Below are 23151 nucleotides of genomic sequence, written 5' to 3' on the forward strand. Positions count from 1 at the left end.
CGCCGGCGTTTCGTCACTCCGCCGGGGCGCCTTCGGCCGCGTCGGTCCGGGCGGAGGCGGTGCCGAGCTGGGCATAGGCGTCATGCACGTCGGTGCCCATGTTATGCTCGGCCTCGGCATCGCTGCGGAACCGTTGACGGTGTCGATGGACCATCAGGTTGTCCCAGCGCAGCGCCCGCACGAGGCCCCATGCGATCAGGCACAGCACCACCGCGAAGGGGAAGCCCGCGATCACCGCCGCCGCTTGCAGCGCACCGAGACCGCCCGCGAGCAGCAGCACCGAGGCCACCGCGCCTTCGGACACCGCCCAGAAGATGCGCTGCACCTTGGGCGGGTTCGGATCGCCGCCGGCGGTCAGCATGTCGATCACGAAGCTGCCCGAATCCGAGGAGGTCACGAACCACATCACGATCAGGATCGTCGCGAACAACGAGGTCACGCCCGAGAAGGGGAAGTAGTCGAGCAGGGCGAACATGGTGTTGGCGTAGTTCTCGCGCGTGGCGTCGACCAGCGTCGGATCGCCGGCGAGCGAGATCGAGATCGCGGTGCCGCCGAAGGCGGTAAACCAGAAGAACATGATCGAGCAGGGCAGCAGCATCACCCCGAACATGAATTCGCGCACGGTGCGGCCACGGCTGATCCGGGCCACGAAGACGCCGACGAAGGGCGCCCAGCTGACCCACCAGGCCCAGTAGAATATGGTCCAGCTTTCCTGCCAGTTGCCGCCGTCATTGCCGCCCTGCCAGCCCTCGTTCCAGGTGCCGAGCTGGATGAAGCGGCTCAGGTAGTAGCCGTAATTGTCGACGAAGCTGTCGAGGATGAACAGCGTCGGGCCGACGATCACCATGAAGGCGAGGAAGACGAGCGTCAGGATGATGTTGATGTTGGAGAGCCGCTTGATGCCGCCATCGAGACCGGCGACGACCGAGAGCGTCGCCATGCCGGTGATCGCGGCGATGATGAGGATCTGGACCACCACGTTGTTGGGCACGCCGAACAGCTCGTTCAGGCCGGCATTGACCTGCGTGGCGCCGAGGCCCAGCGAGGTGACGATGCCGAACATGGTGCCGAACACCGCGACGATGTCGACGAGATCGCCCCAGAACCCGTAGATCCGGTCGCCGATCAGCGGGTAGAGCGCCGAGCGGATCGCCAGCGGCAGCCCCTTGCGGAAGTGGAAATAGGCCAGCGCCAGCGCCACCACCGCGTAGATGCCCCAGGCGTGAAAGCCCCAATGCATGAAGCTGATCGCCATCGCCTCCTGCGCCGCCTGCACGGTTTCGGGGTCGGCCATGGGGGGCGCGAAGTAGTGATACATCGGCTCGGCCACGCCCCAGTAGATCAGGCCGATGCCGATGCCCGCCGAGAACAGCATCGCGGTCCAGGAGAACAGCGAATATTCCGGGTTCTCGTCCATCCGGCCCAGCCGGACATCGCCGAAGGGCCCGACTCCCATGAAGATCACGAAGACCAGCAGGAGGTTGATTAGGATGATCATCGCCCAGCCGAAATATCCGGCGAGCCAGCCTTGGATACCGGTGAAGACCGTGTTGGCGAGATCGTTGAAGAGCGCGCCGAACAAGATGAACCCGATGATCAACGCCGCCGAGACGATGAAGACCGGTCGGTTGACCTTTGGAAATATCCAGAACCGCTCCTGCGGTCGCATGCCTGACATGATCTCGTCCTCGCTCCTGCCAATCAATTGGGGCTCAACGCGCTTGGCCCGATGTCGTTCACATTATCTTTCGGCAGGTTCCGTCACGAAAACCGGAGCGTGGAGCAGGTGGCGGCGATCTGCCGATGCCGAGGGAGCGGGCATCCACAGGTCCCGCAACCCCGTGTTCCAGGCGTGAACAAGAGGCCGCGAGGGGCGGGTCAGGTGCCGGTGATCGTGGTTTCGCAGGCTGTTTCCGAGGGAAAACCAGAGGGATTTGTCGCGACCTGTATCGCGTCGCGGCGCTGCGACAGACGGCGACAAAGCCTGCGTGGCGCGGCTCTTATCCAGCTGGCAGGAAGGCCCAAGTGATCGACACGGCGCCGATGACGACGCCGGACAGACAACCCAGAAAAGGGCCAAGACATGAAACCGAACACGCTTCTTCCCACCGCCTTCCTCGTGACCGCGCTGCTGGGTGCCGGCGCCGCCGTCGCCACCGCGCAAAGCCAGTCGCCGGTTCAGGAGCCGGCCGCCGCGACCGCGCAGGCCGCGCCCGCCGACGCGCCCGCGACCGATGAGCGCGGCCCGCGCATGCATCGCGGCGGCGACGAGGACCGCCGGGGCGGCCGGCACCATGGTCGCGGGGCCGGGCATGGCGGGCCGCATGGCGGCATGATGATGCAGCAGATCATGACCCAGGCCGATGCCGACGGCGATGGCAGCCTGACGCTGGAGGAGATCGAGGCTTTCCGCGCCGCGCAGGTCGAGAGCGCCGATGCGTCGGGTGACGGCGCGCTGACGATCGAGGAGTTCGAGACGCTCTACAACGCCTTCATGCGCGAGCGCATGGTCGATGCCTTCCAGGCGTTCGACGCCGATGGCGACGGCGAGATCGTCGAGGGCGAGATCGATGCCCGTCTCGACCCCCTGCTCGAGCGGATGGATCGTGACGGCGACGGCGCGATCAGCCCGGCCGACCGCCGCCGCTGAACGCTCTCCTCTTGGCGGGGTCTCACCGGGCCCCGCCGAGCCGGACCGTCTCCCTACCCGGCGATCCGCGCCGCGATCCGTCCTCCCCCGGGTCGCGGCCTATTCATGCCCGCCCTCCCGCGCGACGGCGAGGTCCGGATCGCCGGAGAGATAGGTCGTCCGCGATTGCAGCGTGTAGTCGGACTCCGCCAGCATGATCCCCATGAAGACCAGCGCGGCGAGCGGCGGCAGCAGGATCGCATAGACGAGTGCCAGCCGTTCCCATGCCATATGCATGAACACCGCGACGATCAGCCCGGCTTTCAGCACCATGAAGATCAGGATCAGGCTCCAGCGCAACGCGCCCTGAAGCTGCGCGTAATCCACCATGTAGGAGGCGGCGCTGAGCACGAACAGGAAGCCCCAGCAGGTGAGGTAGAGCCGGATCGGATGGGCCTGCCCCTCGTGCGAGGCATGGGTGTCGGAGGCGGCGGCATGCGTCATGTTTCCCTCACCACAGGTAGAAGAACGCGAAGATGAAGACCCAGACGAGGTCGACGAAGTGCCAGTAGAGGCCCATGATCTCCACCGCCTCGTAATCGCCCTTCTCGCGACAGAGCCATGTCCTTCGGCCGCTGTCGAATTCGCCCTTGCGGACCTTGTTCGCGACGATCAGCAGGAACAGCACCCCGAAGCTGACATGGGTGCCGTGAAAGCCGGTGATCATGAAGAAGGTCGCGCCGAACTGCTCGGCCCCCCATGGATTGCCCCATGGCCGCACGCCCTCGGAGATCAGCTTCGTCCACTCGAAGGCCTGCATGCCGACGAAGAGCGCGCCGAGCGCGGCGGTGGCGAACATCAGCTGCGCGGTGCGTTTGCGGTTGCGCGCATAGGCGAAGTTCACCGCCATCGCCATCGTCCCAGAGGACGAGATCAGCACGAAGGTCATGATCGCGATCAGCAGCAGCGGCAGTTCGGTCTGGCCGACATGCAGCGCGAAGACCTCGCTGGCATTGGGCCATTCGACCTCGGTCGAGCTGCGCGCTGACATGTAGGAGATGAGGAAGATCGCGAAGACGAAGGTGTCGCTCAGCAGGAAGATCCACATCATCGCCTTGCCCCAGGAGGCGGTCTTGAACGCCCTCTGGTCCGAGGCCCAGTCCGCGGCGACCCCTTCGAGCCCGTTCGGGCGGGGCGGTGATCTCTGGGCGGTGGCGTCGGTCATGCTCGTCTCCCTCAGCTCAGGATCGCCCGGCACAGCGCGGCGGCGTCGCTGGCCCAGCCGGTGAGGATCGCCAGCATGGCGATCCAGACGATCAGCAGAAAATGCCAGTAGATCGCGCAGAGCGCGACGGCGGGCGCGGCGGCGCCGGGCCCCGCGCGCAGCCGCGTGGCCACCCGCGCCAGCGCCACAAGTCCGCCGAGGATATGCAGCCCGTGCAGCCCGGAGATCAGGTAGAAGAAGCTCGCCCCCGGCGTCGCCGCGAGGCCCTGACCGGTTTCCGCCATTCGCGCCCATGCGAGGCCCTGCGCCAGTAGGAACGCCGCCATGCTCGCCGCGCCCGCACCGATCCAGCGCGCGAGGCCCGGCCCGTCGCCGCGCCGGGCGGCGAAGACGGCGGCCTGCAGCGCGAGGCTGCTCAGCGCCAGGAGCGCGGTGCCGGCCCAGACCACGCGCGGCAGCCGCATCTCGAACCAGTCGGCATAGCCCATCCGCATGGTGACCGCGCTGCCCGCCAGCGCGAAGAGCCCGCCCGCGACGATCAGGAACACGCCGAGCCCGGCCCGGCCCGTGGGCTGGCTGCCGGGGGAGGGGCTTCGGGTGACGGCGCCGGTCTCGAGCCATGGCCGCTCCGCCACGCCCTGCCGCCAGAGCCATGTCAGCGCGATCACGGCCACAAGCGCCACGAAGCCCAGCACGATGCTCATGGCACGTGGCTCCAGCTGGCGCGGTGGCCGGGATCGTCTTGCGCGATGAAGTCGCGCGGCGCGCCGGGCACCGAGTAGTCATAGGCCCAGCGATAGACCAATGGCAGTTCCTCGCCCCAGTTGCCGTGTCGCGGCGGCACCTCGGGCGTCTGCCATTCGAGCGAGGCGGCGCGCCATGGGTTGTGGCCGGCCTTGCGGCCCCGTGCGAGGCTCCACGCGACGTTGAACAGGAACAGCATCTGCGCCGCGCCCACGGTCAGCGCCGCGACGGTGATGAAGGCGTTGAGCGTGGCCACACTGTCGGGCACGAAGCTCGCCGAGATGTCGGGATAGCGGCGCGGCACGCCGACCAGACCCACGTAATGCATCGGGAAGAAGATCGCGTAGGCGCCGATGAAGGTGACCCAGAAATGGATCAGCCCCATCCTGTGTGACAGCATTCGCCCCGAGATCAGCGGGAACCAGTGATAGATCGCGCCGAAGATCACCATGATCGGCGCGACACCCATCACCATGTGGAAATGCGCCACCACGAACATCGTGTCCGACAGCGGCACGTCGACCACCACGTTGCCGAGAAAGAGGCCGGTGAGGCCGCCATTGAGAAAGGTGACGATGAAGCCGAGCGCGAAGAGCATCGGCAATGTCAGGTGAATGTCGCCGCGCCACAGCGTCAGGATCCAGTTGTAGACCTTGAGCGCGGTGGGCACCGCGATGATCAGCGTCGTGGTGGCGAAGAAGAAGCCGAAATAGGGATGCATGCCCGAGACGTACATGTGGTGCGCCCAGACGATGAAAGACAGCGCCCCGATGATGACGATGGCCCAGACCATCATCCGGTAGCCGAAGATGTTCTTGCGCGCATGCACCGCGATCAGGTCCGACACGATGCCGAAGGCCGGCAGCGCCACGATGTAGACCTCGGGGTGGCCGAAGAACCAGAACAGGTGCTGGAACACGATCGGCGAGCCGCCGCCATAGCTCAGCTGCTCGCCCATCTCCACCAGCGCCGGCATGAAGAAGGAGGTGCCAAGGAGCCGGTCGAACAGCATCATCACGCTCGCCACGAACAGCGCCGGAAAGGCCAGCAGCGCCATCACCGTGGCGGTGAAGATACCCCAGATGGTCAGCGGCATTCGCATCAATGTCATGCCGCGCGTACGCGCCTGCAGCACGGTGACGGCGTAGTTCAGCCCGCCCATGGTGAAGCCGATGATGAACAGGATCAGCGACACCAGCATCAACACGATGCCCCACTGCGTGCCGCCCGGCGTGCCCGACAGGATCGCCTGCGGCGGGTAGAGCGTCCAGCCCGCGCCGGTTGGTCCGCCGGGCGCGAAGAAGCTCGCCGCGAGTACCACCACGGCGAGGAAATACACCCAGAAGCTCAGCATGTTGACGAAGGGAAACACCATGTCCCGTGCGCCGACCATCAGCGGGATCAGGTAGTTGCCGAAGCCGCCGAGGAAGATCGCCGTGAGCAGGTAGACCACCATGATCATGCCGTGCATAGTGATGAACTGGTAATAGGCCTCGGCCGAGATGAAGTCGAACACGCCCGGAAAGCCGAGCTGCATCCGGATCAGCCATGACAGGACGAGGGCGACGAGGCCGATGGCGATGGCGGTGCCGGAATATTGAAGCGCGATGTACTTGGCGTCCTGCGAAAAGACCCAGCGCGACCAGAAGCCGTGGGCATGTGGCGGCGGCAGGTCGGGCACTTCGGCGGGCGGAATGCCCGTGTCGGGGTCTTCGCTGACGCTGCTCATGGATCGCTCCCTCCGATCGGCTCCGCGGTATTCGCGACCTGCACCCCTTCGCCCGCGGGCAGTCCCGCGAAGGTGAGCTGCTCGCCGAGCCAGGCCTCGTATTCGGCCTCCTCGTCGATCAGCACGTAGCCGCGCATGTAGCCGTGCCCGGTGCCGCAAAGCTCGGCGCAGAGCACCTCGAACTCGCCGGTGCGAGTGGGGGTGAACCAGAAATAGGTGACCATGCCGGGCACCATGTCCATCTTGGCGCGGAATTCGGGCACGTAGAAATCATGCAGCACATCGACCGAGCGGAGCAGCACCTTCACCGGCTTGCCGATCGGCAGGTGCAAGTCGCCGCCGTCGATCACCACGTCGTCGGCACCTAACCGGTCATGCGGGTTGAGCCCGAGCGGGTTGTCGGCCGAGATCCAGGTCACGTCCGAGCTGCCGAGTTGCCCATCCGCGCCGGGCAGCCGATAGCTCCAGAACCATTGCTGGGCCACAACCTCGATCTCGGTGGCGTCATCGGGCACGGTGATGAACCGGTTCCAGACCACCAGCCCCGGCGCCAGCATCGCCGCGACGCCGAGCGCGGTCAGCGCCGTGAGCCAGATCTCCAGCCGCTTGCTCTCGGGTTCGTAATGGGCGACGCGGCCGGGCTTGTGGCGGTAGCGAAACACGCACCACGCCATGAACAGCACCACCGCCGTGAAGACGGCGCCGGTGATCCAGAAGGTGATGACCAGCGTGGTGTCGATATAGCCCCAGTTCGAGGCGATGGGCGTCCACCACCATGGGCTGACCAGATGGAACGCCACGGAAAACAGAACAATCAGAACCAGACTAGCCGCAACGATCATGGCGATGTCCCTTCCACGCGGGGGCGCAGGTCTCGGGTGCAGGCGCGTGGCAATCTTGCGAAGTGAAGCGACCATAGCCGAATTTCGGGAAATTTTCCAGCGGCATGCGATGGCGCCCCGAAAGGGCGCCCTGCGCCCGGGCAGGAGTCTGCCCCCGCGTCATGAGGGCGCGGCCCGGGTGGTCCGAATTGCGAAGTACAAGCCCGCTCGACACTTCGCAGGCCGGGGGGCGGACCCGGGCGCTGGGTCCAGTGCTCGTCCAGAGAGCAGGTGGGTGACGTGGCGGGGCCCGGTTCTCGGCCCCGCGCCGGTCAGAGGCGACCCACCTCGCGCGGCGCGGCACCTGCCTCGCGCGCCAGCAGGCAGAGCCAGTCATGCGCCACGGTGGCGGCGGCGATGGCAGTGATCTCGGCATGGTCATAGGGTGGCGAGACCTCGACCACATCCATGCCGACGAGGTTCAGCTCGCCAAGGCCGCGCACCAGTTCCAGCGCCTGCCACGAGGCCAGCCCGCCCGCGACCGGCGTGCCGGTGCCCGGCGCGAAGGCCGGGTCGAGACCGTCGATGTCGAAGCTCAGATAGACCGGCGCGTCGCCAGCCCGGTCGCGCAGCAGATCGAGCGCGGCGTCGATGCCGTTGCGGTGCAGCCAGGGCGCGGTGAGAATCTCGAAGCCGTGGTCGTGGTCGTTGAAGGTCCGCAGCCCCAGCTGCGTCGAGCGGGACACGTCGATCACGCCCTCGGCCGCGGCGCGGGCGAACATGGTGCCGTGGTCGAGCCGCTTGCCGTCATCCTCCCAGGTGTCGCAATGCGCGTCGAACTGCAGCAGTGCGATCGGCCCATACTTCTTCGCATGCGCCTTCAGGAGCGGGTAGGAGATCGAATGGTCGCCGCCCAGCGTCAGCATCCGCGCGCCGGAGGCGAGGATCGCGTCGGCATGGGCCTCGATGGCGGGTGCCACGCTCATCGGGTGGTGCGGATCAATCATGCAGTCGCCCCAGTCGATCACCGAGAGCGTCTCGAACGGGTCGAAACCGAATGGAAAGGCCTTGAGCTCGGCAAGCTGGGTCGAGGCGGCGCGGATCGCCGCCGGGCCGAAGCGGCAGCCGGGGCGGTTGGTGACGCTGGCGTCGAAGGGCACGCCGGACACCACCACATCGACGCCCGCGAGATCGCGGGAATAGCTGCGGCGAAGGAAGCTCAGCGCGCCGCCATAGGTCATCTCGGGCCAGCGCCCCCGCGTCTCGCCGCGCCGGAACGCCTGGTCGCCCTGCTGCATGTCTTGGGTCACCTTCAGATTCCGAGCCTGTCGCGCAGCCCATAATACCAGCTGCCCATCACCGAATAGGGCACGCGCAACGCCCGGCCGCCGGGGAAGGGAATCCAGGGCAGCGCCGCGAAGACGTCGAAGCGCGAGGCGTCGCCGTGGATCGCCTCGGCCAGGATGCGCCCGAAGGTGTGCGATCCGGTGACGCCGTGGCCGGAATAGCCATGCGCAAAATAGGTGTTGGCGCCGATCCGGCCCATCTGCGGCACCCGGCTGAAGGACAGCGCGAAATTGCCCGACCACGCGTAGTCGATCCGCGCCGATTTCAGCTGCGGGAAGACCTTGTCCATGTTGCGCTTGAGCTTGGCCTTGATGTCCTTGGGGTCGGTGCCGCCATAGACGGTGCCGCCGCCGAACAGCATCCGCTTGTCGGCCGAGAGCCGGTAGTAGTCGAGGATGTAGCGTACGTCCTCGACGCATTCATCCTTGGGAAGAAGCTCGGCGGCCAGCTCCTCGGAGAGCGGCTCCGTCGCCATGATCTGGGTCGAGACCGGCATCACGCGCGGTGCGAGTTCCGGCACCACGTGGCCGAGATAGGCATTGCCACACAGCACCAGCCGGTCGCAGCGGATCGTGCCCTTTTCGGTCTTCACGACGGGTCGCGCGGCCTGGGTATCGACCGAGATGACGGGCGACATCTCGTGGATCACGCCGCCATTGCGTTCCACCGCCGCGGCCTCGCCGAGCGCGAGGTTCAGGGGGTGGATGTGGCCGCCAGTCGTGTCGAGCAGCCCGCCCGCGTAGAAATCCGAGCCGATATGCTCGCGCAGCCGAGACTTGTCGAGCATCACCTGGTTGTCGATGCCATAGCCCTGCCAGAGCTTCTGGCGCGCCTCGAGCTCGCGCATATGCGCGCCGGTGATGGCGGTAAATATGTTGCCCTGCTTCAGGTCGCAGTTGATGTCGTAGCGCGCGACCCGCTCGCGGATGATCTCGCCGCCCTCCTGCACCAGAGACGCCACGAATGTCGCGGTGTCGCGGCCATAGCGCTTCTCGATGGTCGAGAGCGAGGCGTTCAGCCCGTTGACGATCTGCCCGCCATTGCGGCCCGAAGCGCCCCAGCCGACGCGCGCGCCTTCCAGCATCGTGACCTTGTGGCCCTTCTCGGCGAGATGCAGCGCCGTGGACAGCCCGCTATAGCCCGCGCCGACGACGCAGATCTCGGTGTCGTGCTCGCCCGTCAGGGCCGGACGCTCGGGCGAGGGGTTGGCCGAGGCGGCGTAGTAGGAGCCGGTGTGGCTTCCGTTGCCCGCGTAGGATGCGGCCATCAGACGATCTCCAGATAGCTATGGAATTCCAGTTCGGTGACGTGCCGGTTGAATCGGGCCTGCTCCTGCTTCTTGGCCTCGACGAACATCTTCTGCAGCCGGCGGGAATAGATCTCGGTCACCAGAGTGCCGTTCTGGAAGGCGCGGATCGCGGTGGCCCAGTCCAGCGGCAGGTGCGGCAGGTCGAGGCTGTAGGCGTCGCCGGTGATCGCCGGCGGCGGCGTCAGCTCGCGTTCGATCCCCAGAAGCGCGCCGCCCAGCACCGAGGCCAGCACCAGGTAGGGGTTGGCGTCGGCGCCGGCGACCCGGTGCTCGATCCGCCGCGCCCGATGGTCGCCGCCGGGGATGCGGATCGCCACGGTGCGGTTCTCGTAGCCCCATGCGACGTTGGATGGCGCGTGCGCGCCGGGCAGCAGCCGTCGGAAGCTGTTCTCATGCGGCGCGAAGATGAGCGCGTTCTGCTGGATCGTCTCCAGAAGGCCCGCAACCGCGTTCAGCATCATCGGCGTGCCGTCGTCGCCGCCATCGTCGAACAGGTTGCGGCCCTCGTCATCGACGATCGACATGTGCACGTGGAAGCCCGAACCGGCGCGGTCGCCATAGGGCTTGGCCATGAAGGTCGCGGCGAAGCCGTGCTGCCGGGCGATGCCGCGCACCACCCGCTTGAACAGCAGCGCGTCATCGGCCGCGCGCAGCGGGTCGGCGACGTGGCGCATGTTGATCTCGAACTGCCCGGCGCCATTCTCGGAGATGGCGCTGTCGGCGGGGATGCCCTGGCTGTGGCAGGCGGCATAGACGTCGTTGAGGAAGGCGTCGAAATGCTCCAGCTCGTCGAGGCAGAGCGCGCCGTCCGAGGTCAGCCGCTTGCCGGTGACCGGCGAGCAGGGCGGGGCGGGATAATCGCCCGACGGGTCGATCAGGTAGAACTCCAGCTCGGTCGCCACCACCGGCGTCAGGCCATGCGCTTTGAAGCGTTCGACGACGTTGTGCAGGGCTCGGCGCGGATCGCCGAGGAACGGCGCGCCGCTCTCCTCGTTCATCCACAGCGGGATCAGCGCCGTCGGCTTGCGGGTCCAGCTCATCGGCATGGCGCCGCGGCCGGTGGGCACGCAGACCCCGTCGGCGTCGCCGGTCTCGAACACCATGGCGCCGCCTTCGATATCCTCGCCCCAGATGTCGAGGCCGCAGATCGACAACGGCATCCGCACCGTGCCGGCCATTACCTTGTCGAGCTGGTCCGCCGGCATCCGCTTGCCGCGCAGCACGCCGTTCAGGTCGCAGACGCAGCCGAAGATGTTTTCGAGCTCCTGCGGCGCGGGGGCTGAGATCGGTTCGTCTTCGTTCATGCCGGGGCCAATCGAGATACAATTTTCAGATTTGTGATACCTTTTTGCATGACAGTCCGATATGGCTGTGTCAATCGCGATCGCGTCTGCCATCGCGCCTGCCGTGGTGATGCGACCGGAACAGGGGATGTCATGCTGGATCTGCCCGACCTCCCGCGCGAGGGCTTCGTGACTGCGCAGGACTATGTCTATGCAAGGCTGCGCAACGCCATCATGGTGGGGGCGGTACAGCCCGAGAGCACGCTGACGATCCGCGGCCTTGCCGATTGCATGGGGATCAGCCCGACCCCGATCCGCGAGGCGCTGCGGCGGCTCGGCTCTGAGCGGGCGATCGAGCTTCTGGGCAATCGCCGCATCAGCATTCCCGGAATGACGCCGGAGCGGTTCGAGGAGATCGTGAGCCTGCGTCGCGCGCTTGAGGGGCACGCGGCGCGCCGCGCGCTGCCCTACGTGTCGCAGGTGCTGATCGACGAGCTGGCTCTCATCGACGACCGGATGGATGGTCATGTCCGCGCTGGCGATTTCGATGCGCTGACCACCTCGAACCACGCGTTCCACCGGCTGCTCTACACCGCCAACCCGCATCAGCAGGCGATGCCCGCGATCGAAAGCGTCTGGCTCCAGCTCGGCCCGTTCCAGCGGCGGGTGATCCGCGACGTGCGGCAGTTCTATCTCGTCGACCGCCACAAGGAGATCCTGCGCGCCCTGCGGGAGCGCGATTGCGGGGCGCTGGTCCGCGCGATCGAGGACGACATCCGGGACGGCATCCAGCAGGCGGGCCAGCTGGTCCTCGCGGAGGATCGAGGCTGATCGGTCAGCCCGATACCGCCGTCGCGAACCGGCCCGGCGAGAGGGCAGAGACGACGTGCTGCGGCAGGGCGGAGGCCCGGTCGAGACAGAGATCCGCGGCGAGCCGCGACAGGGCCGGGGCGGTCTGCACGCCGTAGCCGCCCTGTCCGGCAAGCCAGAACAGCCCGGTCCGCGCCGGATCGAAGCCGACGACGGGACTGCGATCGGGCGCGAAGCTGCGCAGGCCAGCCCAGCTGCCTTCGACCCGGCTGACCGGGACGGTCACCGCCTGCTCGTAGCGGTGCAGCCCCTCGGCCAGGACCATGTCGTCGGGCCAGGCGTCATGCGGATCGACGGGGTCCTCGTCTGCGGGCGACACCATCAGCTTTCCGGCCTCGGGCTTGGCGTACCAGCCCTCGGCGGCCGAGGCGAACATCGGCCAGTCGTCAAGCGCCACGTCCTCGGGCATCGGCAGGATCGCGGCGGAGCGGCGCATCGGCGTGATGCCAAGCGGCGCGGCCCCGGCGGCGCGGGCCACCATGTCGGCCCAGGCCCCGGCCGCGTTGATCAGCACCGGCGCGGTGATCTGGCCCTCATCCGTCTCGATCCGCCACAGGCCGGCTTCGTGCCGCAGCGCCCCAACGCGCAGCCCGGTCACGATACGCCCGCCCCGAAGGCGCAGCAGTCGCGCGTAGCCCTGAAGCATCCGATCGACATCGATGTCCTGCGCGTCGCGTTCGAGCAGCGCCGCCACGATGCACTCCCGCTTGAGGATCGGCACGACCTCCACGGCCTCGGCGGGGCTCAGCCGCTCGAGCCCGGAGGCGCCGTCTGCATAGGCCTCGAGGGCATCCATCTCGCTCTCGTTTGCGACCAGCAGCTCGCCGCGCGGAGACAGCAGGCTGCGATCCGAAACGCCTTCGGGCGCGTCCAGGAACGGGGCCGAGGCGGCGTTGAGCGCGCGCAGCGTGGCATTGCCGTAGTTGCGGATGAACAGCGCGGCGGACCGCCCCGTCGCGTGGTAGCCGATCGAGGGTTCGGCCTCGATCACCGTGACGCGCGCCTCGGCGGCGATCTCGGCGGCGGCGCTGATCCCGGCGATACCGCCGCCCAGCACGATGACGTCGTTTTCCCTCATGCTCAGAGCGCCTCCATTTCGCGTCGCACGTTTTCAACCACCGCCCCGGCCTCCGCCTCGCCCGCGATATGCGGGGTCACGAGGATCTTCGGATGGTCCCAGAACGGGTGGCCGCGCGGCAGCGGCTCGGTCGCGAAGACGTCGAGCGACGCGCCCGAGATCTGGCCGCTGTCGAGCGCCGCGAGCAGGTCCTCCTCGACCAGCTGGCCGCCGCGGCCCATCTGGATCAGTGCCGCGCCGCGCGGCAGCGCGTCGAACAGCGTCTGGTCGAGCAGGCCGCGCGTTTCCGGCGTCATCGGCAGCACGTTGATCAGGATGTCGGTCCCGGCGAGGAACGCCGCGCGTCGATTTTGGGTCAGATGCGTGACGCCCGGTTCGGGGTCGGGCGGGCGGCGCGTCAGGCTGGTGACGGGATAGCCGAGCGCCACGAGGCTGCGGGCGATCTGCCGACCCATGAAGCCGAGGCCGAGAATGCCGATGCGCCGCCGCGCCGGGCTGGCGCCGCCGGCGCGGCGGGCCCATTCGTGCCGGGCCTGCGCCGCGATGAGATCGGCCATGCCGCGATGGTGCCAGAGCACCTGGAACACCGCGAAGCCCGCCATCTGCAGCGCCTGATCGGGATCGCGCAGCCGGATCAGCGGAATGTCCCGGGGCAGGGAGCGGCTGGCCGTGATCCCGTCCGTACCTGCGGCGATGGAGAAGACCGCGCGCAGGTTGGGATAGGGGGTGAAGGCCTCCTGGCCCGGCCGCCAGGCGAGGGCGAACTCGATCTCTGCGGGATCCTCGATCCGCTCGGGCGGGCGCAGGTCGAGCGTGGGTTCGGCCTCGAAATGCGGGCCGAACAGGCGCATCAGGTCAAGCCGCTCGCAGAGCGCGACACCCTTGTGCACGCGGCCCATCAGATCGCCTCGGCGCGTGCGGGCGATCCGCCATCGGCCCAGCTCGCGCCGGGCACCGCGTCGAGCAGGCTGCGGGTATAGGGGTCGCGCGGGTTCAGGAACACCTCGTCGACCGGGCCGATTTCGACCAGCCGTCCCTTCTGCATCACGGCGATCCTGTCGCAGAGCTGCGCCGCGACCCTCAGGTCATGGGTGATGAAGAGTAGCGACAGGCCGAGCCGCGCGCGCAGATCGCGCAGCAGGTCGAGCACCTGCGCCTGGATAGAAACGTCGAGCGCCGAGACCGCTTCGTCGGCGATGATCAGGTCGGGGTCCATGGCAAGCGCTCGGGCGATGCCGATGCGTTGGCGCTGGCCGCCCGAGAACTCGTGGGGGTAGCGGTCGGCGGCGTCCGCGCCCAGTCCGACCACCTCCAGAAGCTCGCGGGCGCGGGCCTCGGCGTCGCGCTTCGCGACGCCCTGCGCCACCGGCCCCTCGGAGATCGAGCGCAGGATGCGCGCGCGGGGGTTGAGCGAGGCGTAGGGGTCCTGGAACACCATCTGCACCCGGCGGCGGGCGCGGCGCAGCGCGTTCGCATCCAGCGCGGCCATGTCCTCGCCACCGACTAGGATCCGGCCGCTGTCCGGATCGACGAGGCGCACCACGGCGCGGCCAAGCGTCGACTTGCCCGAGCCGCTTTCGCCCACGAGGCCCAGCACCTCGCCCTTGGCGATGGTGAGCGAGACGTCGTCGATGGCGCGTACCTCGCGCGCGGCGCGGCCCCAGCCGCCGCCGGTGCGGTAGGTCTTGCGCAGGTTGCGGATCTCCAGCGCCGGGGCGGCGGTGACCCGGTCGGGGCGCGGCACCGCGTTCGAGGGGATCGCGTCGAGCAGACGGCGGGTATAGTCGTGCTTGGGCGCCGCGAGCACCTCGGCCGCCGGGCCGGTCTCGACCATTTCGCCATGGCGCATGACGATGACCCTGTCGGCGATCTCGGCGACGACGCCGAAATCATGGGTGATGAACATCACCGCCATGCCGTGCCTTTGCCGGATCTCGGCGATCAGATCGAGGATCTGCGCCTGCGTCGTGACGTCGAGCGCGGTGGTCGGCTCGTCGGCGATCAGGATCTCGGGTTCGAGCGCCAGCGCCATGGCGATCATCGCCCGCTGCCGCTGGCCGCCAGAGAGCTGGAACGGGTAGGCGCGGATGATCTTCTTGGGATCGGGCAGGCCCACCTCCTCGATCAGCGCTAGCGCGCGGGCGCGCCGTTCGGTCGGGGTCAGTAACCCATGCGCCTCGAACACCTCCGATATCTGGTCGCCGATCCGCATCAGCGGGTTGAGCGCGGTCATCGGCTCCTGGAAGATCATGCCGATCTTCGCGCCCCTGAGCGCGCGGCGCTCGGCCTCGGGCAGGGCCAGCACGTCGCGACCGCCGAAGATCGCGCGGCCACCGCCTATCGTCACCGCGCCCGGCAGCAGCCCCATCAGGGCGCTGGCGGTCATCGACTTGCCCGAACCGCTCTCGCCCACCACGCAGAGCACCTCGCCGCGCGCCAGCGTGAAGCTCAGATCATGCACGGCATGGGCGCGGTCGGCGCCGGATGGCAGGTCGAGGGTCAGGTTCTCGATGCGCAGGACAGTGTCGCTCATGCCCGGCCCTTCCGGTTGAGATGCGGGTTCATCGCGTCGTTCAGCCCCTCGCCGATCAGGTTCAGCGCCAGCACGGTGATGACGATGGCGAGGCCGGGAAAGAAGCTCAGCCACCAGGCCGAGCGGATCACGGTGCGCGCGGCGCCGATCATGTAGCCCCATGACATGATGTTGGGATCGCCGAGGCCGAGAAAGGCGAGCGAGCTTTCGAGGAGGATCGCAGTGGCGACCATCAGCGAGGCCATGACGATGATCGGCGACATCGCGTTGGGCAGGATCTGGCCCAGCAGGATGCGCCGGTTCGACAGCCCGGCAAGCTGCGCGGCATCGACGAATTCGCGTTTCGACAACGACAGCACTTCGGCCCGCACGAGCCGGGCGACGGGCGGCCATGAGACGATGGCGATGGCCAGCGTGATCGAAGTGAGCGTCGGCTCAAGGATCGCCACCAGCACGATGGCCAGCGCGAAGTTGGGGATGGTCTGGAAGAATTCGGTAAAGCGCATCGCCGCCTCGTCGACCCAGCCGCCGTAATAGCCTGCGACCGCCCCCAGCGGCACGCCGATGGCCAGCGCCACCAGCGTCGAGACGAGACCCACGAGCAGCGAGACCCGCGCGCCATAGGCGAGGCCCGCCGCGACGTCGCGGCCCAGCGTGTCGGTGCCCAAGGGCAGGCCTTCGGTCGCGAAGGGGGTGAGGAAGGGGCGCTGCACCATCTGCCATGGCCCCTTGGGGAATATCAGCGGCGCGATGAGTGCCACGATGATCACGGCGGCGAGCAGCACGAGGCCGAGGATCGCGCCGCGATTGCGGGAGAAGCGGGACCAGAAATCGCTCATCGCGTGGCTCCGATGCGGGGGTCGATCAGCCGATAGACGAGATCGGTGACGATGTTGAACAGGATGACCATCGCGGCCGAGATCAGGAACACGCCCAGGAGCGTGTTGTAGTCGCGCGCCTGCAGGCTTTCGAACATCAGCCGTCCGATGCCGGGCCATGCGAAGACCGTCTCGGTCAGCACCGCGCCGCCGACCAGCTGGCCGGCCTGAAGACCGGCAAGGGTGACGACCGGCAAGAGCGCGTTGCGCAGGATGTGGCGGCGGCGGATCACCCGGTCGGGCAGGCCCTTGGCGCGCGCGGTCTTCACGAAGTCCATCTGCGCCACCTCGAGCATCGAGGCGCGGGTCATACGAGTGTAGACCGCCATGAAGAACAGCCCCAGCGTGGTGGCGGGCAGGATCAGGTGCTTGAGAATGTCGAGGGCGCGGGAAAGCCCGGTGAAACCGCCGCCCACCGTCTCGTAGCCGAAGCCGGGTAGCCAGCCGAGCCAGACCGAGAATACCAGCACCGCCATCAGCGCCGCCCAGTAGAGCGGCGTGGCGTAGAACAGCAGCGCGATGCCGGTGATGACGCTGTCTCCGGCGCGGCCGACCCGGGCCGAGGCGGCGACGCCCATGGCGACGCCGAACAGCAGCGAGATGCCGAAGGCGGTGAGGGTCAGCAGCAATGTCGCGGGCAGCCGCTCCATGATCAGGTCGAACACCGGCGCGCCCTGCCGGTAGGAGTAGCCCAGATCGAACTGGATGATGTTGCCGACATAGTTCCACAGCTGCACGTAGAGCGGCTGGTCGAGGCCGAAACGCTCGCGCAGCTGGGCGATGAAGATCTCGTCGGCGGCGCCCGCCTCGCCCGCCATGACGGCGGCGGGATCGCCGGGGGCGGCGTGGATCAGCAGGAAGTTCAGCACCACGATCGCCAGAAGCGTGATCGCGGCCTTGATGAGCCGTCCGAGGACGGTGGTGGCGATGGCCATGCCGGGGGCTCTCCGTTGCGATGGCGAGGCGCCGGGGCGGGCGGGGCCGCCCCGGCGGGGTCAGCGTCGCGTCACTGCTTGATCCAGGTGTCGCGCAGGCCGTCGTTCACGCCGATGGCGGTGGTGACCAGATCCTGCACCTTGCAGTCGTAGAGCGTCGGGAATTCCAGCTCCAGAAGCCAAGCCACGGGCGCGTCCTCGACGATCTCCTGCTGGATCTCGGTATAGAGCTTCTGGCGCTCCTCCTTGCCCAGCGTCACCGCCGCCTCGGCCCATTTCGCGTCGAGCTCGGGGTTGCGATAGCCCTCGACGTTGTTCCACGGGCTGCCCTTCTCGATCTGGTCCTCGAGATAGTTGCGCGCAGTGCCGAGCGCCGGGTCGCCGTACTGGTAGAGATAGGTGAAGGCGAGATCGTAGTCCCACTCGCTGGTCTTCTGGTTCCAGCCCGCGACGTCGGCGCTGTCGATCTCGACCTCGATGCCGACCTCCTGCAGGTTCTGCTTCACGGCTTCGGCCCAACGCTGCCAGGTCTCGCCATAGGGCAGGGGCAGGATGCGCACCGGCTCGCCGTCATAGCCCATCTCCTCGAGCAGGGCGCGGGCCTTGTCGGGGTCGTGGCTGTAATCGGTGACGTCGTCGGTGTAGAAATTGGTGCGCGAGCTGACCGGGCCGGTCGCGACCTTGCCAAAGCCGTTCCAGACCACGTCGCGCACGAATTCGCGGTCCATCGCGTACATCACCGCCTGCCGGAAGCGCTCGTCCGAGGTCGGGCCCTCGCGGTTGTTCATCCACATGAAGCTGTGCGGCGCGAGAAACTCCCAGCCCTCGCCGGTCGAGCAGGTGTCCTCGTCCTCCATCAGCCGCGCCACGTCCCAGTTCTCGATCGAGCCGCCGGGCAGCACGTCGGCCTCGCCGGTCTCGAAGGCGACAGCGCGCGAGGCGGCGTCGGGGATGACGCGGAAGAACACCTCGTCGAGATATGGCTTGCCGTCGAGATAGTAGTCCTCGTTCTTCACGAGGTGGATGTGGCTGCCCTTTTCCCAGGCCTCGAACTTGAACGGGCCGGTGCCGATCGGCGTCGCGTTCATTTCGTTGTTGGCGTAGTCGGTGCCCGCATAGATGTGCTTCGGCACGATCGGCATGGTGCCGGCCTCGAAGCTGTTGATGAATGGGCCGAAGGGCTCGGAGAGCTGGAACACCACCGTATTGGCGTCGGGAGCGGTGATGCTCTCGACGTAGTTCAGGCTGACGCGCAGCCGCGAATGGGTTTCGCGCAGGAACTCGTCGGCGGAGAAGACCACGTCCTCGGCCGAGAAGGGCTCGCCGTCATGCCAGGTGACGCCCTCGTGCAGGTGGAAGGTGTAGGTGAGGCCGTCCTCGGAGATCTCCCAGCTCTTGGCGAGCGATGGCTGCGGCTGGAGGTCGGTGTCGTAGCGCAGCAGGCTCTCGTAGATATGGCCCGCGACCATCTGCGTGGGGCCGTTCTGCACGAGGCCGAGCATCAGGCTCGGCGGCTCGGGCTGCACCACGATGTCGAGGCGTCCGCCCTGCTCCTGCGCGAAGGCGCCGGTGGCCGCGGCCACGAGGAAACTCGTCGTCAGCAAATGCTTCATCTGTCTTCCCTGTCGGTCTGTTGGTGTGGTCCTGCTTTGAGTGACCTTCTTTTTATTCTCTTGCGCCCGTTCAGGCGTCGAAGCCCGGCGCCGTCCGTTCGAGACGGCGCAGCTCGGCGGCCCATTCCGGATCGGGCTTGCCGTCGATCTCGTAGCGGTCGTAGCCGCGCTGGTACTGGCGCGCCGTGTGCGCGGCGATCTCGTCGGAGAGCGGACGCGGCCTCAGCCCCATGCCGAGCGCCGCGATCTGCGCCTTGCAGGAACGTTCGAGGTTCAGCGTCAGCTTCACCGCCTCAGCCACCGAGCGGCCGCAGGTGAGCATGCCGTGGTTGCGCAGCACCATCACGTTCTTCGGGCCGAGATCGGCGATCAGCCGTTCGCGTTCCGCGAGGTCGAGCGCGATGCCCTCGTAATCATGATAGGCGACCTGCCCGTGGAACTGCGCCGACCACTGGTTCAGCGACAGCAGGCCCTCCTCGACCGATGAGACCGCGACGCCCGCCACCGTGTGGGTGTGCAGCACGCAGACCGCGTCGTGGCGCGCCATGTGCACCGCCGAATGGATGGTGAAGCCCGCCGCGTTGACGCCCGCGCCGTAAGGGTCGTCGATCACGGCGCCGCTCTCGTCGACGGTGACGAGGCTCGACGCCGTCACCTCGTCGAAACGCAGGCCGAAGGGGTTGAGCAGGAACCGCTTCTCGCCGTCCGGTCCGTCGGGGAGCCGCGCCGAGATATGGGTGTAGATCCCGTCATCCATGCCTTCGAGCGCGATCAGCCGATAGGCGGCGGCGAGGTCGCGCCTGAGCGCGCCGACGTCTTCGATGGTGCTGCCTCCCAGTCCGTCGGCCATGCTTCGTCCCCTCTGCAACGATCCGTCGGGGTCGAGCCTGTCGGGCGTTTGCCGTTCAGTCAAGAAGATTGTCGACAATCGACAGAACCGGGTCTAGCTTCGGTTCATGAGCATGGACCCCGCCCCTGATCCGATCTTTGCCCGCCTCGACCGCGCCGGGCTGGTGCAGCACGTGGTCCGGCTGATCACCGACGCAATTCTGCAGGGGCGCCTGAAACCAGGCGACCGGCTGACCGAATCCGGCATCGCCCGCGAACTGGGTCTGAGCCGTGCGCCGGTGCGCGAAGCGGCGCGGCTTCTGGAGAATCGTGGCCTCGTCGTGTCGCAGCCCAATCGTGGCTTCTTCGTACGCGAGGTCACGGTCGAGGCGATCGACAGCCTCTACGAGCTTCGGATCTGCATCGAATGCGCGGCGGTGGAGCGGCTGGTCGCGGGCGATCCGGCCCAAGCGCTCATCGGGTTGCGCGAGCGGATCGACGAGATGCGGGATCTGGCCGAAGCTGACGATCCGCTGAGCCAGATCGAGGCCGACATGGCGTTCCACCGGCTGATCTGCCTGCATAGCGGCAATGAGCGCTTCGTCACCGTGTTCGACCAGATCGCCGACGAAACCCAGCTCAGCCTGATGCTGATTGGGCGGCTCTACGACGATCCGATGCGCATGGCCGAGACCCATGAGCCGGTCTTCGACGCCATCGCCGCACGGGATGCACAGGGCGCCCGCGCGGCGCTCGAATATCACATCGGCACGGCACGGCGCGTCGTGACCGACATCTTTCGCAAGCTTAAGGAGGACGGCTCCGCATGAGGTGCTTCCACGCCCCCGAATCCATGGCTCACGACCCGGATTTCCGCATCACCAACGGCCGCGTCACGCGCAATGCCGAGCGGGCCGAGCGCGGTCGGCTTCTGCTTGCCGGGCTCGATCGGCTGGGGCTTGTCCCCGAGGCGCCGCCGCGCTGCGACGACGCCAATCTTCTGGCGGTGCACACGCCCGAATTCGTGGCCTTTCTAGAGACCGCATGGACCGAGTGGCAGAAGTTGCCGAATGCCGGGGCCGAGGTGGTGCCGAACACGCATCCGCAGAAAGCCCGCTCGACCTATCCGCGGCATATCCTCGGCAGGGCGGGCTGGCATCTCGCCGATCCTTCGGCGCCAATCGGCGAGTACAGTTGGACCGCCACCCGTCGCGCCGCCGATTGCGCCGTCGCCGCCGCGCGGGCGGTGTTGGACGGCGATCCTATGGCCTATGCGCTCTGCCGCCCGCCGGGGCATCATTCGGACGCAGACAGCGCCTCGGGGCATTGCCTGCTGAACAACGCCGCCATCGCCGCGGCACATCTGCGTCGGCACCACGAACGGGTGGCGATCCTCGACATCGATGTGCATCACGGCAATGGCACGCAGGCGATCTTCTCCGACCGCGCCGACGTGCTCACCGTTTCGATCCATGCGGATCCAATGGATTACTACCCTTTCTTCAACGGCCATGCGCACGAGACGGGTCAAGGCGCTGGCGAAGGCTACAATCTCAACCTCGCCCTGCCGCGCGACAGCGGTGACGACGTCTGGCACGACGCGATCCGGCAGGCCCTCGCGCGGATCGCCGCGTTTGCCCCCGGGGCGCTGGTGCTCTCGCTCGGCCTCGACGCGCATGAAAACGATCCGCTTCGGGGCCTCGCGGTGACGACCGACGGTTTCCGGGTCGCCGGTGAGATGATCGCCGCCGCAGACCTGCCTTGCGTGATGGTGCAGGAGGGTGGTTACCTCTCGGCGGATCTGACCGACAACCTCGCCGCCTTCCTGGGCGGCGCAATGGGCAAGGCGCCTGAAACATTCGCAACCGATGGAGCGCGGTGATGAACAAGCTGTCGAATTCGCTGGCGCAGGCCGATATCGCCACTTCCCTGCACCCCTATACCAACGCCCGCCGGCACGAGGAAAAGGGCCCGCTGGTGATCTCGCGGGGCAAGGGCATCCACGTCTATGACGAGCATGGCAAGGAGTACATCGAGGCGCTGGCCGGGCTCTGGTCCGTCGCCGTGGGCTTCGACGAGCCGCGTCTCGTCGAGGCCGCCCATAAGCAGATGCAGGCGCTGCCCTACTACCACAGCTTCGCACACAAGGCGCATGAGCCGTCGATCCGGCTGGCGGAGAAGCTGGTCGAGATGACTCCTCAAGGACTTGACCGGGTGTTCTTCACCTCGTCGGGTTCGGAAGCCAATGACACCGTCGTCAAGATGGCGTGGTACATGAACAATGCGTTGGGACGTCCTGAAAAGAAAAAGTTTCTGGCCCGCATCAAGGGGTATCACGGGATCACCGTGGCCTCGGGCTCGCTCACCGGGTTGCCCTACAATCACATGGATTTCGATCTGCCGGCGATCCCGGTCCACCATCTGACCTGTCCGCATCACTACCGCTTCGGGCATGAGGGCGAGAGCGAGGCCGAGTTCACGCAGCGCCTTCTGGCCGAGGCCGAGGAGGTGATCCTGCGGGAGGGGCCCGAAACCATCGCCGGCTTCATCGGCGAGCCGCTGATGGCGGCGGGGGGCGTGATGCCGCCGCCGGCGGGCTACTGGAAAGGCATCGAGGCGCTGTGCCGCAAGCACGATATCCTGCTGATCGCCGACGAGGTGATCAACGGATTTGGACGGCTAGGGTCGAGCTTCGGCGCGGTGCATTACGGCTTCACCCCGGACATCATGGTGCTCTCGAAGCAGCTCACCTCCTCCTACATGCCGCTCGCGGCGGTGGTGTTTTCGGAGAAGGTCTACGACGCGATCGCCGACAACACCGGCCGGATCGGTACCTTCGGTCACGGCTTCACTGCCTCGGGCCATCCGGTCGCGACGGCGGTGGGGCTCGAGAATCTGAAGATCATCGAGGAGCGCGACCTGATGGGCAACGCGACCCGGATGGGGGCACGGCTGCAAGAGGGGCTTCGGCAATACGCCGATCATCCGCTGGTGGGGGAGGTGCGCGGCGCCGGGCTGATCGCGGGCCTCGAACTGGTGGCGGACAAGACCTCGAAGCGCGCCTTCGATCCGGTCGGCAAGGTCGGTCTGGCCGCCTTCGAGATCGGCCATGAGGAAGGGATGATCATCCGCAATGTTGGCGACACTCTGGCGCTCTGCCCGCCGCTGATCGTGACCGAAGGCGACATCGACGAGATCGTCGCCCGAATGGGACGCATCCTCGACCGCACGCAGGATCACGTCTCGAAAGAAGGTCTCGTCTAAGGCGACGAGGGCTGCGCGCTCCCTGTCCCGGGCATCGGGCAGGGTGCCGCGCGGCCGGTCTATCG

General features: G+C 67.4%; 21 protein-coding genes. 5 read left to right on the top strand and 16 right to left on the bottom strand.

Going from position 1 to position 23151, the window contains the following annotated elements:
- Window positions 1-13 precede the first annotated feature (13 nt).
- A complete protein-coding gene (locus LOS8367_RS10300) occupies window positions 14-1678 on the bottom strand; it encodes a BCCT family transporter (protein ID WP_085896413.1) in 1665 nt (554 codons plus the stop codon).
- A gap of 405 nt (window positions 1679-2083) precedes the next feature.
- On the opposite strand from LOS8367_RS10300, the gene LOS8367_RS10305 reads away from it, so the two are divergent.
- The gene (locus LOS8367_RS10305) at window positions 2084-2650 is read left to right on the top strand and encodes an EF-hand domain-containing protein (protein WP_085896414.1); all 567 of its coding nucleotides are present in this window, start codon (window positions 2084-2086) and stop codon (window positions 2648-2650) included.
- A gap of 99 nt (window positions 2651-2749) precedes the next feature.
- Here the strand turns inward: LOS8367_RS10305 and LOS8367_RS10310 are convergent, their stop codons facing one another.
- The 8 genes from LOS8367_RS10310 to LOS8367_RS10345 form a co-directional block, all read right to left on the bottom strand.
- A complete protein-coding gene (locus LOS8367_RS10310; protein ID WP_085896415.1) occupies window positions 2750-3133 on the bottom strand; it encodes a cytochrome C oxidase subunit IV family protein in 384 nt (127 codons plus the stop codon).
- A gap of 7 nt (window positions 3134-3140) precedes the next feature.
- Entirely contained in the window at window positions 3141-3854 is a 714-nt protein-coding gene (locus LOS8367_RS10315; protein ID WP_085896416.1) for a heme-copper oxidase subunit III family protein, read from the bottom strand.
- 11 nt (window positions 3855-3865) lie between these two features.
- Window positions 3866-4558 carry a cytochrome c oxidase subunit 3 family protein gene (locus LOS8367_RS10320; protein ID WP_085896417.1) on the bottom strand — a complete coding sequence of 231 codons (693 nt, stop codon included), beginning with the start codon at window positions 4556-4558 and terminating at the stop codon, window positions 3866-3868.
- Window positions 4555-6327 carry a cbb3-type cytochrome c oxidase subunit I gene (locus LOS8367_RS10325; protein ID WP_085896418.1) on the bottom strand — a complete coding sequence of 591 codons (1773 nt, stop codon included), beginning with the start codon at window positions 6325-6327 and terminating at the stop codon, window positions 4555-4557. The genes LOS8367_RS10320 and LOS8367_RS10325 overlap by 4 nt, the downstream gene beginning before the upstream one ends.
- Window positions 6324-7169 carry a cytochrome c oxidase subunit II gene (locus LOS8367_RS10330; protein WP_085896419.1) on the bottom strand — a complete coding sequence of 282 codons (846 nt, stop codon included), beginning with the start codon at window positions 7167-7169 and terminating at the stop codon, window positions 6324-6326. The genes LOS8367_RS10325 and LOS8367_RS10330 overlap by 4 nt, the downstream gene beginning before the upstream one ends.
- A 311-nt stretch (window positions 7170-7480) precedes the next feature.
- A complete protein-coding gene (gene speB / locus LOS8367_RS10335; RefSeq protein ID WP_085896420.1) occupies window positions 7481-8446 on the bottom strand; it encodes an agmatinase in 966 nt (321 codons plus the stop codon).
- 14 nt (window positions 8447-8460) lie between these two features.
- Window positions 8461-9762 (bottom strand): NAD(P)/FAD-dependent oxidoreductase, encoded by a 1302-nt coding sequence (locus LOS8367_RS10340; RefSeq protein WP_085896421.1) that lies wholly within the window; start codon window positions 9760-9762, stop codon window positions 8461-8463.
- Window positions 9762-11108, bottom strand: a complete 1347-nt coding sequence (locus LOS8367_RS10345) for a glutamine synthetase family protein (RefSeq protein WP_085896422.1) — start codon at window positions 11106-11108, stop codon at window positions 9762-9764. Before LOS8367_RS10345 ends, LOS8367_RS10340 begins: the two co-directional genes overlap by 1 nt.
- A 132-nt stretch (window positions 11109-11240) precedes the next feature.
- Here LOS8367_RS10345 and LOS8367_RS10350 point away from each other — a divergent pair, with 132 nt between their 5' ends.
- Window positions 11241-11918, top strand: a complete 678-nt coding sequence (locus LOS8367_RS10350; protein WP_085896423.1) for a GntR family transcriptional regulator — start codon at window positions 11241-11243, stop codon at window positions 11916-11918.
- A 4-nt stretch (window positions 11919-11922) separates the two neighbouring features.
- Here the strand turns inward: LOS8367_RS10350 and LOS8367_RS10355 are convergent, their stop codons facing one another.
- From LOS8367_RS10355 to LOS8367_RS10385, 7 genes are all read right to left on the bottom strand, one after another.
- Window positions 11923-13035, bottom strand: coding sequence for an NAD(P)/FAD-dependent oxidoreductase (locus tag LOS8367_RS10355; protein WP_085896424.1), 1113 nt, complete (start codon window positions 13033-13035; stop codon window positions 11923-11925).
- Between the two features lie 2 nt (window positions 13036-13037).
- Complete coding sequence (locus LOS8367_RS10360) at window positions 13038-13925, bottom strand: 2-hydroxyacid dehydrogenase (RefSeq protein WP_242665560.1); 888 nt, start codon at window positions 13923-13925, stop codon at window positions 13038-13040.
- Between the two features lie 8 nt (window positions 13926-13933).
- Window positions 13934-15568 (bottom strand): ABC transporter ATP-binding protein, encoded by a 1635-nt coding sequence (locus tag LOS8367_RS10365; RefSeq protein WP_085896426.1) that lies wholly within the window; start codon window positions 15566-15568, stop codon window positions 13934-13936.
- Window positions 15565-16407, bottom strand: a complete 843-nt coding sequence (locus LOS8367_RS10370) for an ABC transporter permease (protein WP_085896427.1) — start codon at window positions 16405-16407, stop codon at window positions 15565-15567. The genes LOS8367_RS10365 and LOS8367_RS10370 overlap by 4 nt, the downstream gene beginning before the upstream one ends.
- Window positions 16404-17381: an ABC transporter permease gene (locus LOS8367_RS10375; protein ID WP_085896428.1), complete on the bottom strand. Its 978-nt coding sequence runs from the start codon at window positions 17379-17381 to the stop codon at window positions 16404-16406. Before LOS8367_RS10375 ends, LOS8367_RS10370 begins: the two co-directional genes overlap by 4 nt.
- 71 nt (window positions 17382-17452) lie before the next feature.
- Window positions 17453-18994, bottom strand: coding sequence for an ABC transporter substrate-binding protein (locus tag LOS8367_RS10380; RefSeq protein WP_085896429.1), 1542 nt, complete (start codon window positions 18992-18994; stop codon window positions 17453-17455).
- Between the two features lie 70 nt (window positions 18995-19064).
- The gene (locus tag LOS8367_RS10385; RefSeq protein WP_085896430.1) at window positions 19065-19844 is read right to left on the bottom strand and encodes a class II aldolase/adducin family protein; all 780 of its coding nucleotides are present in this window, start codon (window positions 19842-19844) and stop codon (window positions 19065-19067) included.
- Between the two features lie 106 nt (window positions 19845-19950).
- On the opposite strand from LOS8367_RS10385, the gene LOS8367_RS10390 reads away from it, so the two are divergent.
- The 3 genes from LOS8367_RS10390 to LOS8367_RS10400 are packed head-to-tail and all read left to right on the top strand — an operon-like array spanning window position 19951 to window position 23086.
- Window positions 19951-20652 (top strand): GntR family transcriptional regulator, encoded by a 702-nt coding sequence (locus LOS8367_RS10390; protein ID WP_242665561.1) that lies wholly within the window; start codon window positions 19951-19953, stop codon window positions 20650-20652.
- Between the two features lie 23 nt (window positions 20653-20675).
- On the top strand, window positions 20676-21704 hold the full coding sequence (locus LOS8367_RS10395; protein WP_306456259.1) for a histone deacetylase family protein: 1029 nt from the start codon (window positions 20676-20678) through the stop codon (window positions 21702-21704).
- Window positions 21704-23086, top strand: a complete 1383-nt coding sequence (locus LOS8367_RS10400; protein WP_085896433.1) for an aspartate aminotransferase family protein — start codon at window positions 21704-21706, stop codon at window positions 23084-23086. The genes LOS8367_RS10395 and LOS8367_RS10400 overlap by 1 nt, the downstream gene beginning before the upstream one ends.
- The last annotated feature ends 65 nt before the right edge of the window (window positions 23087-23151 follow it).

Origin of the sequence: Limimaricola soesokkakensis (assembly GCF_900172345.1) — a bacterium.
GTDB classification, from domain to species: domain Bacteria; phylum Pseudomonadota; class Alphaproteobacteria; order Rhodobacterales; family Rhodobacteraceae; genus Limimaricola; species Limimaricola soesokkakensis.

Bases quoted from the DNA above. Each gene is read 5' to 3' on its own strand.
- LOS8367_RS10370 (WP_085896427.1), bottom strand. From the start codon at position 16,407: ATGAGCGATTTCTGGTCCCGCTTCTCCCGCAATCGCGGCGCGATCCTC.
- LOS8367_RS10345 (WP_085896422.1), bottom strand. From the start codon at position 11,108: ATGAACGAAGACGAACCGATCTCAGCCCCCGCGCCGCAGGAGCTCGAA.
- LOS8367_RS10320 (WP_085896417.1), bottom strand. From the start codon at position 4,558: ATGAGCATCGTGCTGGGCTTCGTGGCGCTTGTGGCCGTGATCGCGCTG.
- LOS8367_RS10375 (WP_085896428.1), bottom strand. From the start codon at position 17,381: ATGGCCATCGCCACCACCGTCCTCGGACGGCTCATCAAGGCCGCGATC.
- LOS8367_RS10315 (WP_085896416.1), bottom strand. From the start codon at position 3,854: ATGACCGACGCCACCGCCCAGAGATCACCGCCCCGCCCGAACGGGCTC.
- LOS8367_RS10300 (WP_085896413.1), bottom strand. From the start codon at position 1,678: ATGTCAGGCATGCGACCGCAGGAGCGGTTCTGGATATTTCCAAAGGTC.
- LOS8367_RS10395 (WP_306456259.1), top strand. From the start codon at position 20,676: ATGGCTCACGACCCGGATTTCCGCATCACCAACGGCCGCGTCACGCGC.
- LOS8367_RS10340 (WP_085896421.1), bottom strand. From the start codon at position 9,762: ATGGCCGCATCCTACGCGGGCAACGGAAGCCACACCGGCTCCTACTAC.
- LOS8367_RS10310 (WP_085896415.1), bottom strand. From the start codon at position 3,133: ATGACGCATGCCGCCGCCTCCGACACCCATGCCTCGCACGAGGGGCAG.
- LOS8367_RS10330 (WP_085896419.1), bottom strand. From the start codon at position 7,169: ATGATCGTTGCGGCTAGTCTGGTTCTGATTGTTCTGTTTTCCGTGGCG.
- LOS8367_RS10390 (WP_242665561.1), top strand. From the start codon at position 19,951: ATGAGCATGGACCCCGCCCCTGATCCGATCTTTGCCCGCCTCGACCGC.
- LOS8367_RS10305 (WP_085896414.1), top strand. From the start codon at position 2,084: ATGAAACCGAACACGCTTCTTCCCACCGCCTTCCTCGTGACCGCGCTG.
- LOS8367_RS10355 (WP_085896424.1), bottom strand. From the start codon at position 13,035: ATGAGGGAAAACGACGTCATCGTGCTGGGCGGCGGTATCGCCGGGATC.
- LOS8367_RS10365 (WP_085896426.1), bottom strand. From the start codon at position 15,568: ATGAGCGACACTGTCCTGCGCATCGAGAACCTGACCCTCGACCTGCCA.
- LOS8367_RS10380 (WP_085896429.1), bottom strand. From the start codon at position 18,994: ATGAAGCATTTGCTGACGACGAGTTTCCTCGTGGCCGCGGCCACCGGC.
- speB (WP_085896420.1), bottom strand. From the start codon at position 8,446: ATGCAGCAGGGCGACCAGGCGTTCCGGCGCGGCGAGACGCGGGGGCGC.
- LOS8367_RS10400 (WP_085896433.1), top strand. From the start codon at position 21,704: ATGAACAAGCTGTCGAATTCGCTGGCGCAGGCCGATATCGCCACTTCC.
- LOS8367_RS10325 (WP_085896418.1), bottom strand. From the start codon at position 6,327: ATGAGCAGCGTCAGCGAAGACCCCGACACGGGCATTCCGCCCGCCGAA.
- LOS8367_RS10350 (WP_085896423.1), top strand. From the start codon at position 11,241: ATGCTGGATCTGCCCGACCTCCCGCGCGAGGGCTTCGTGACTGCGCAG.
- LOS8367_RS10385 (WP_085896430.1), bottom strand. From the start codon at position 19,844: ATGGCCGACGGACTGGGAGGCAGCACCATCGAAGACGTCGGCGCGCTC.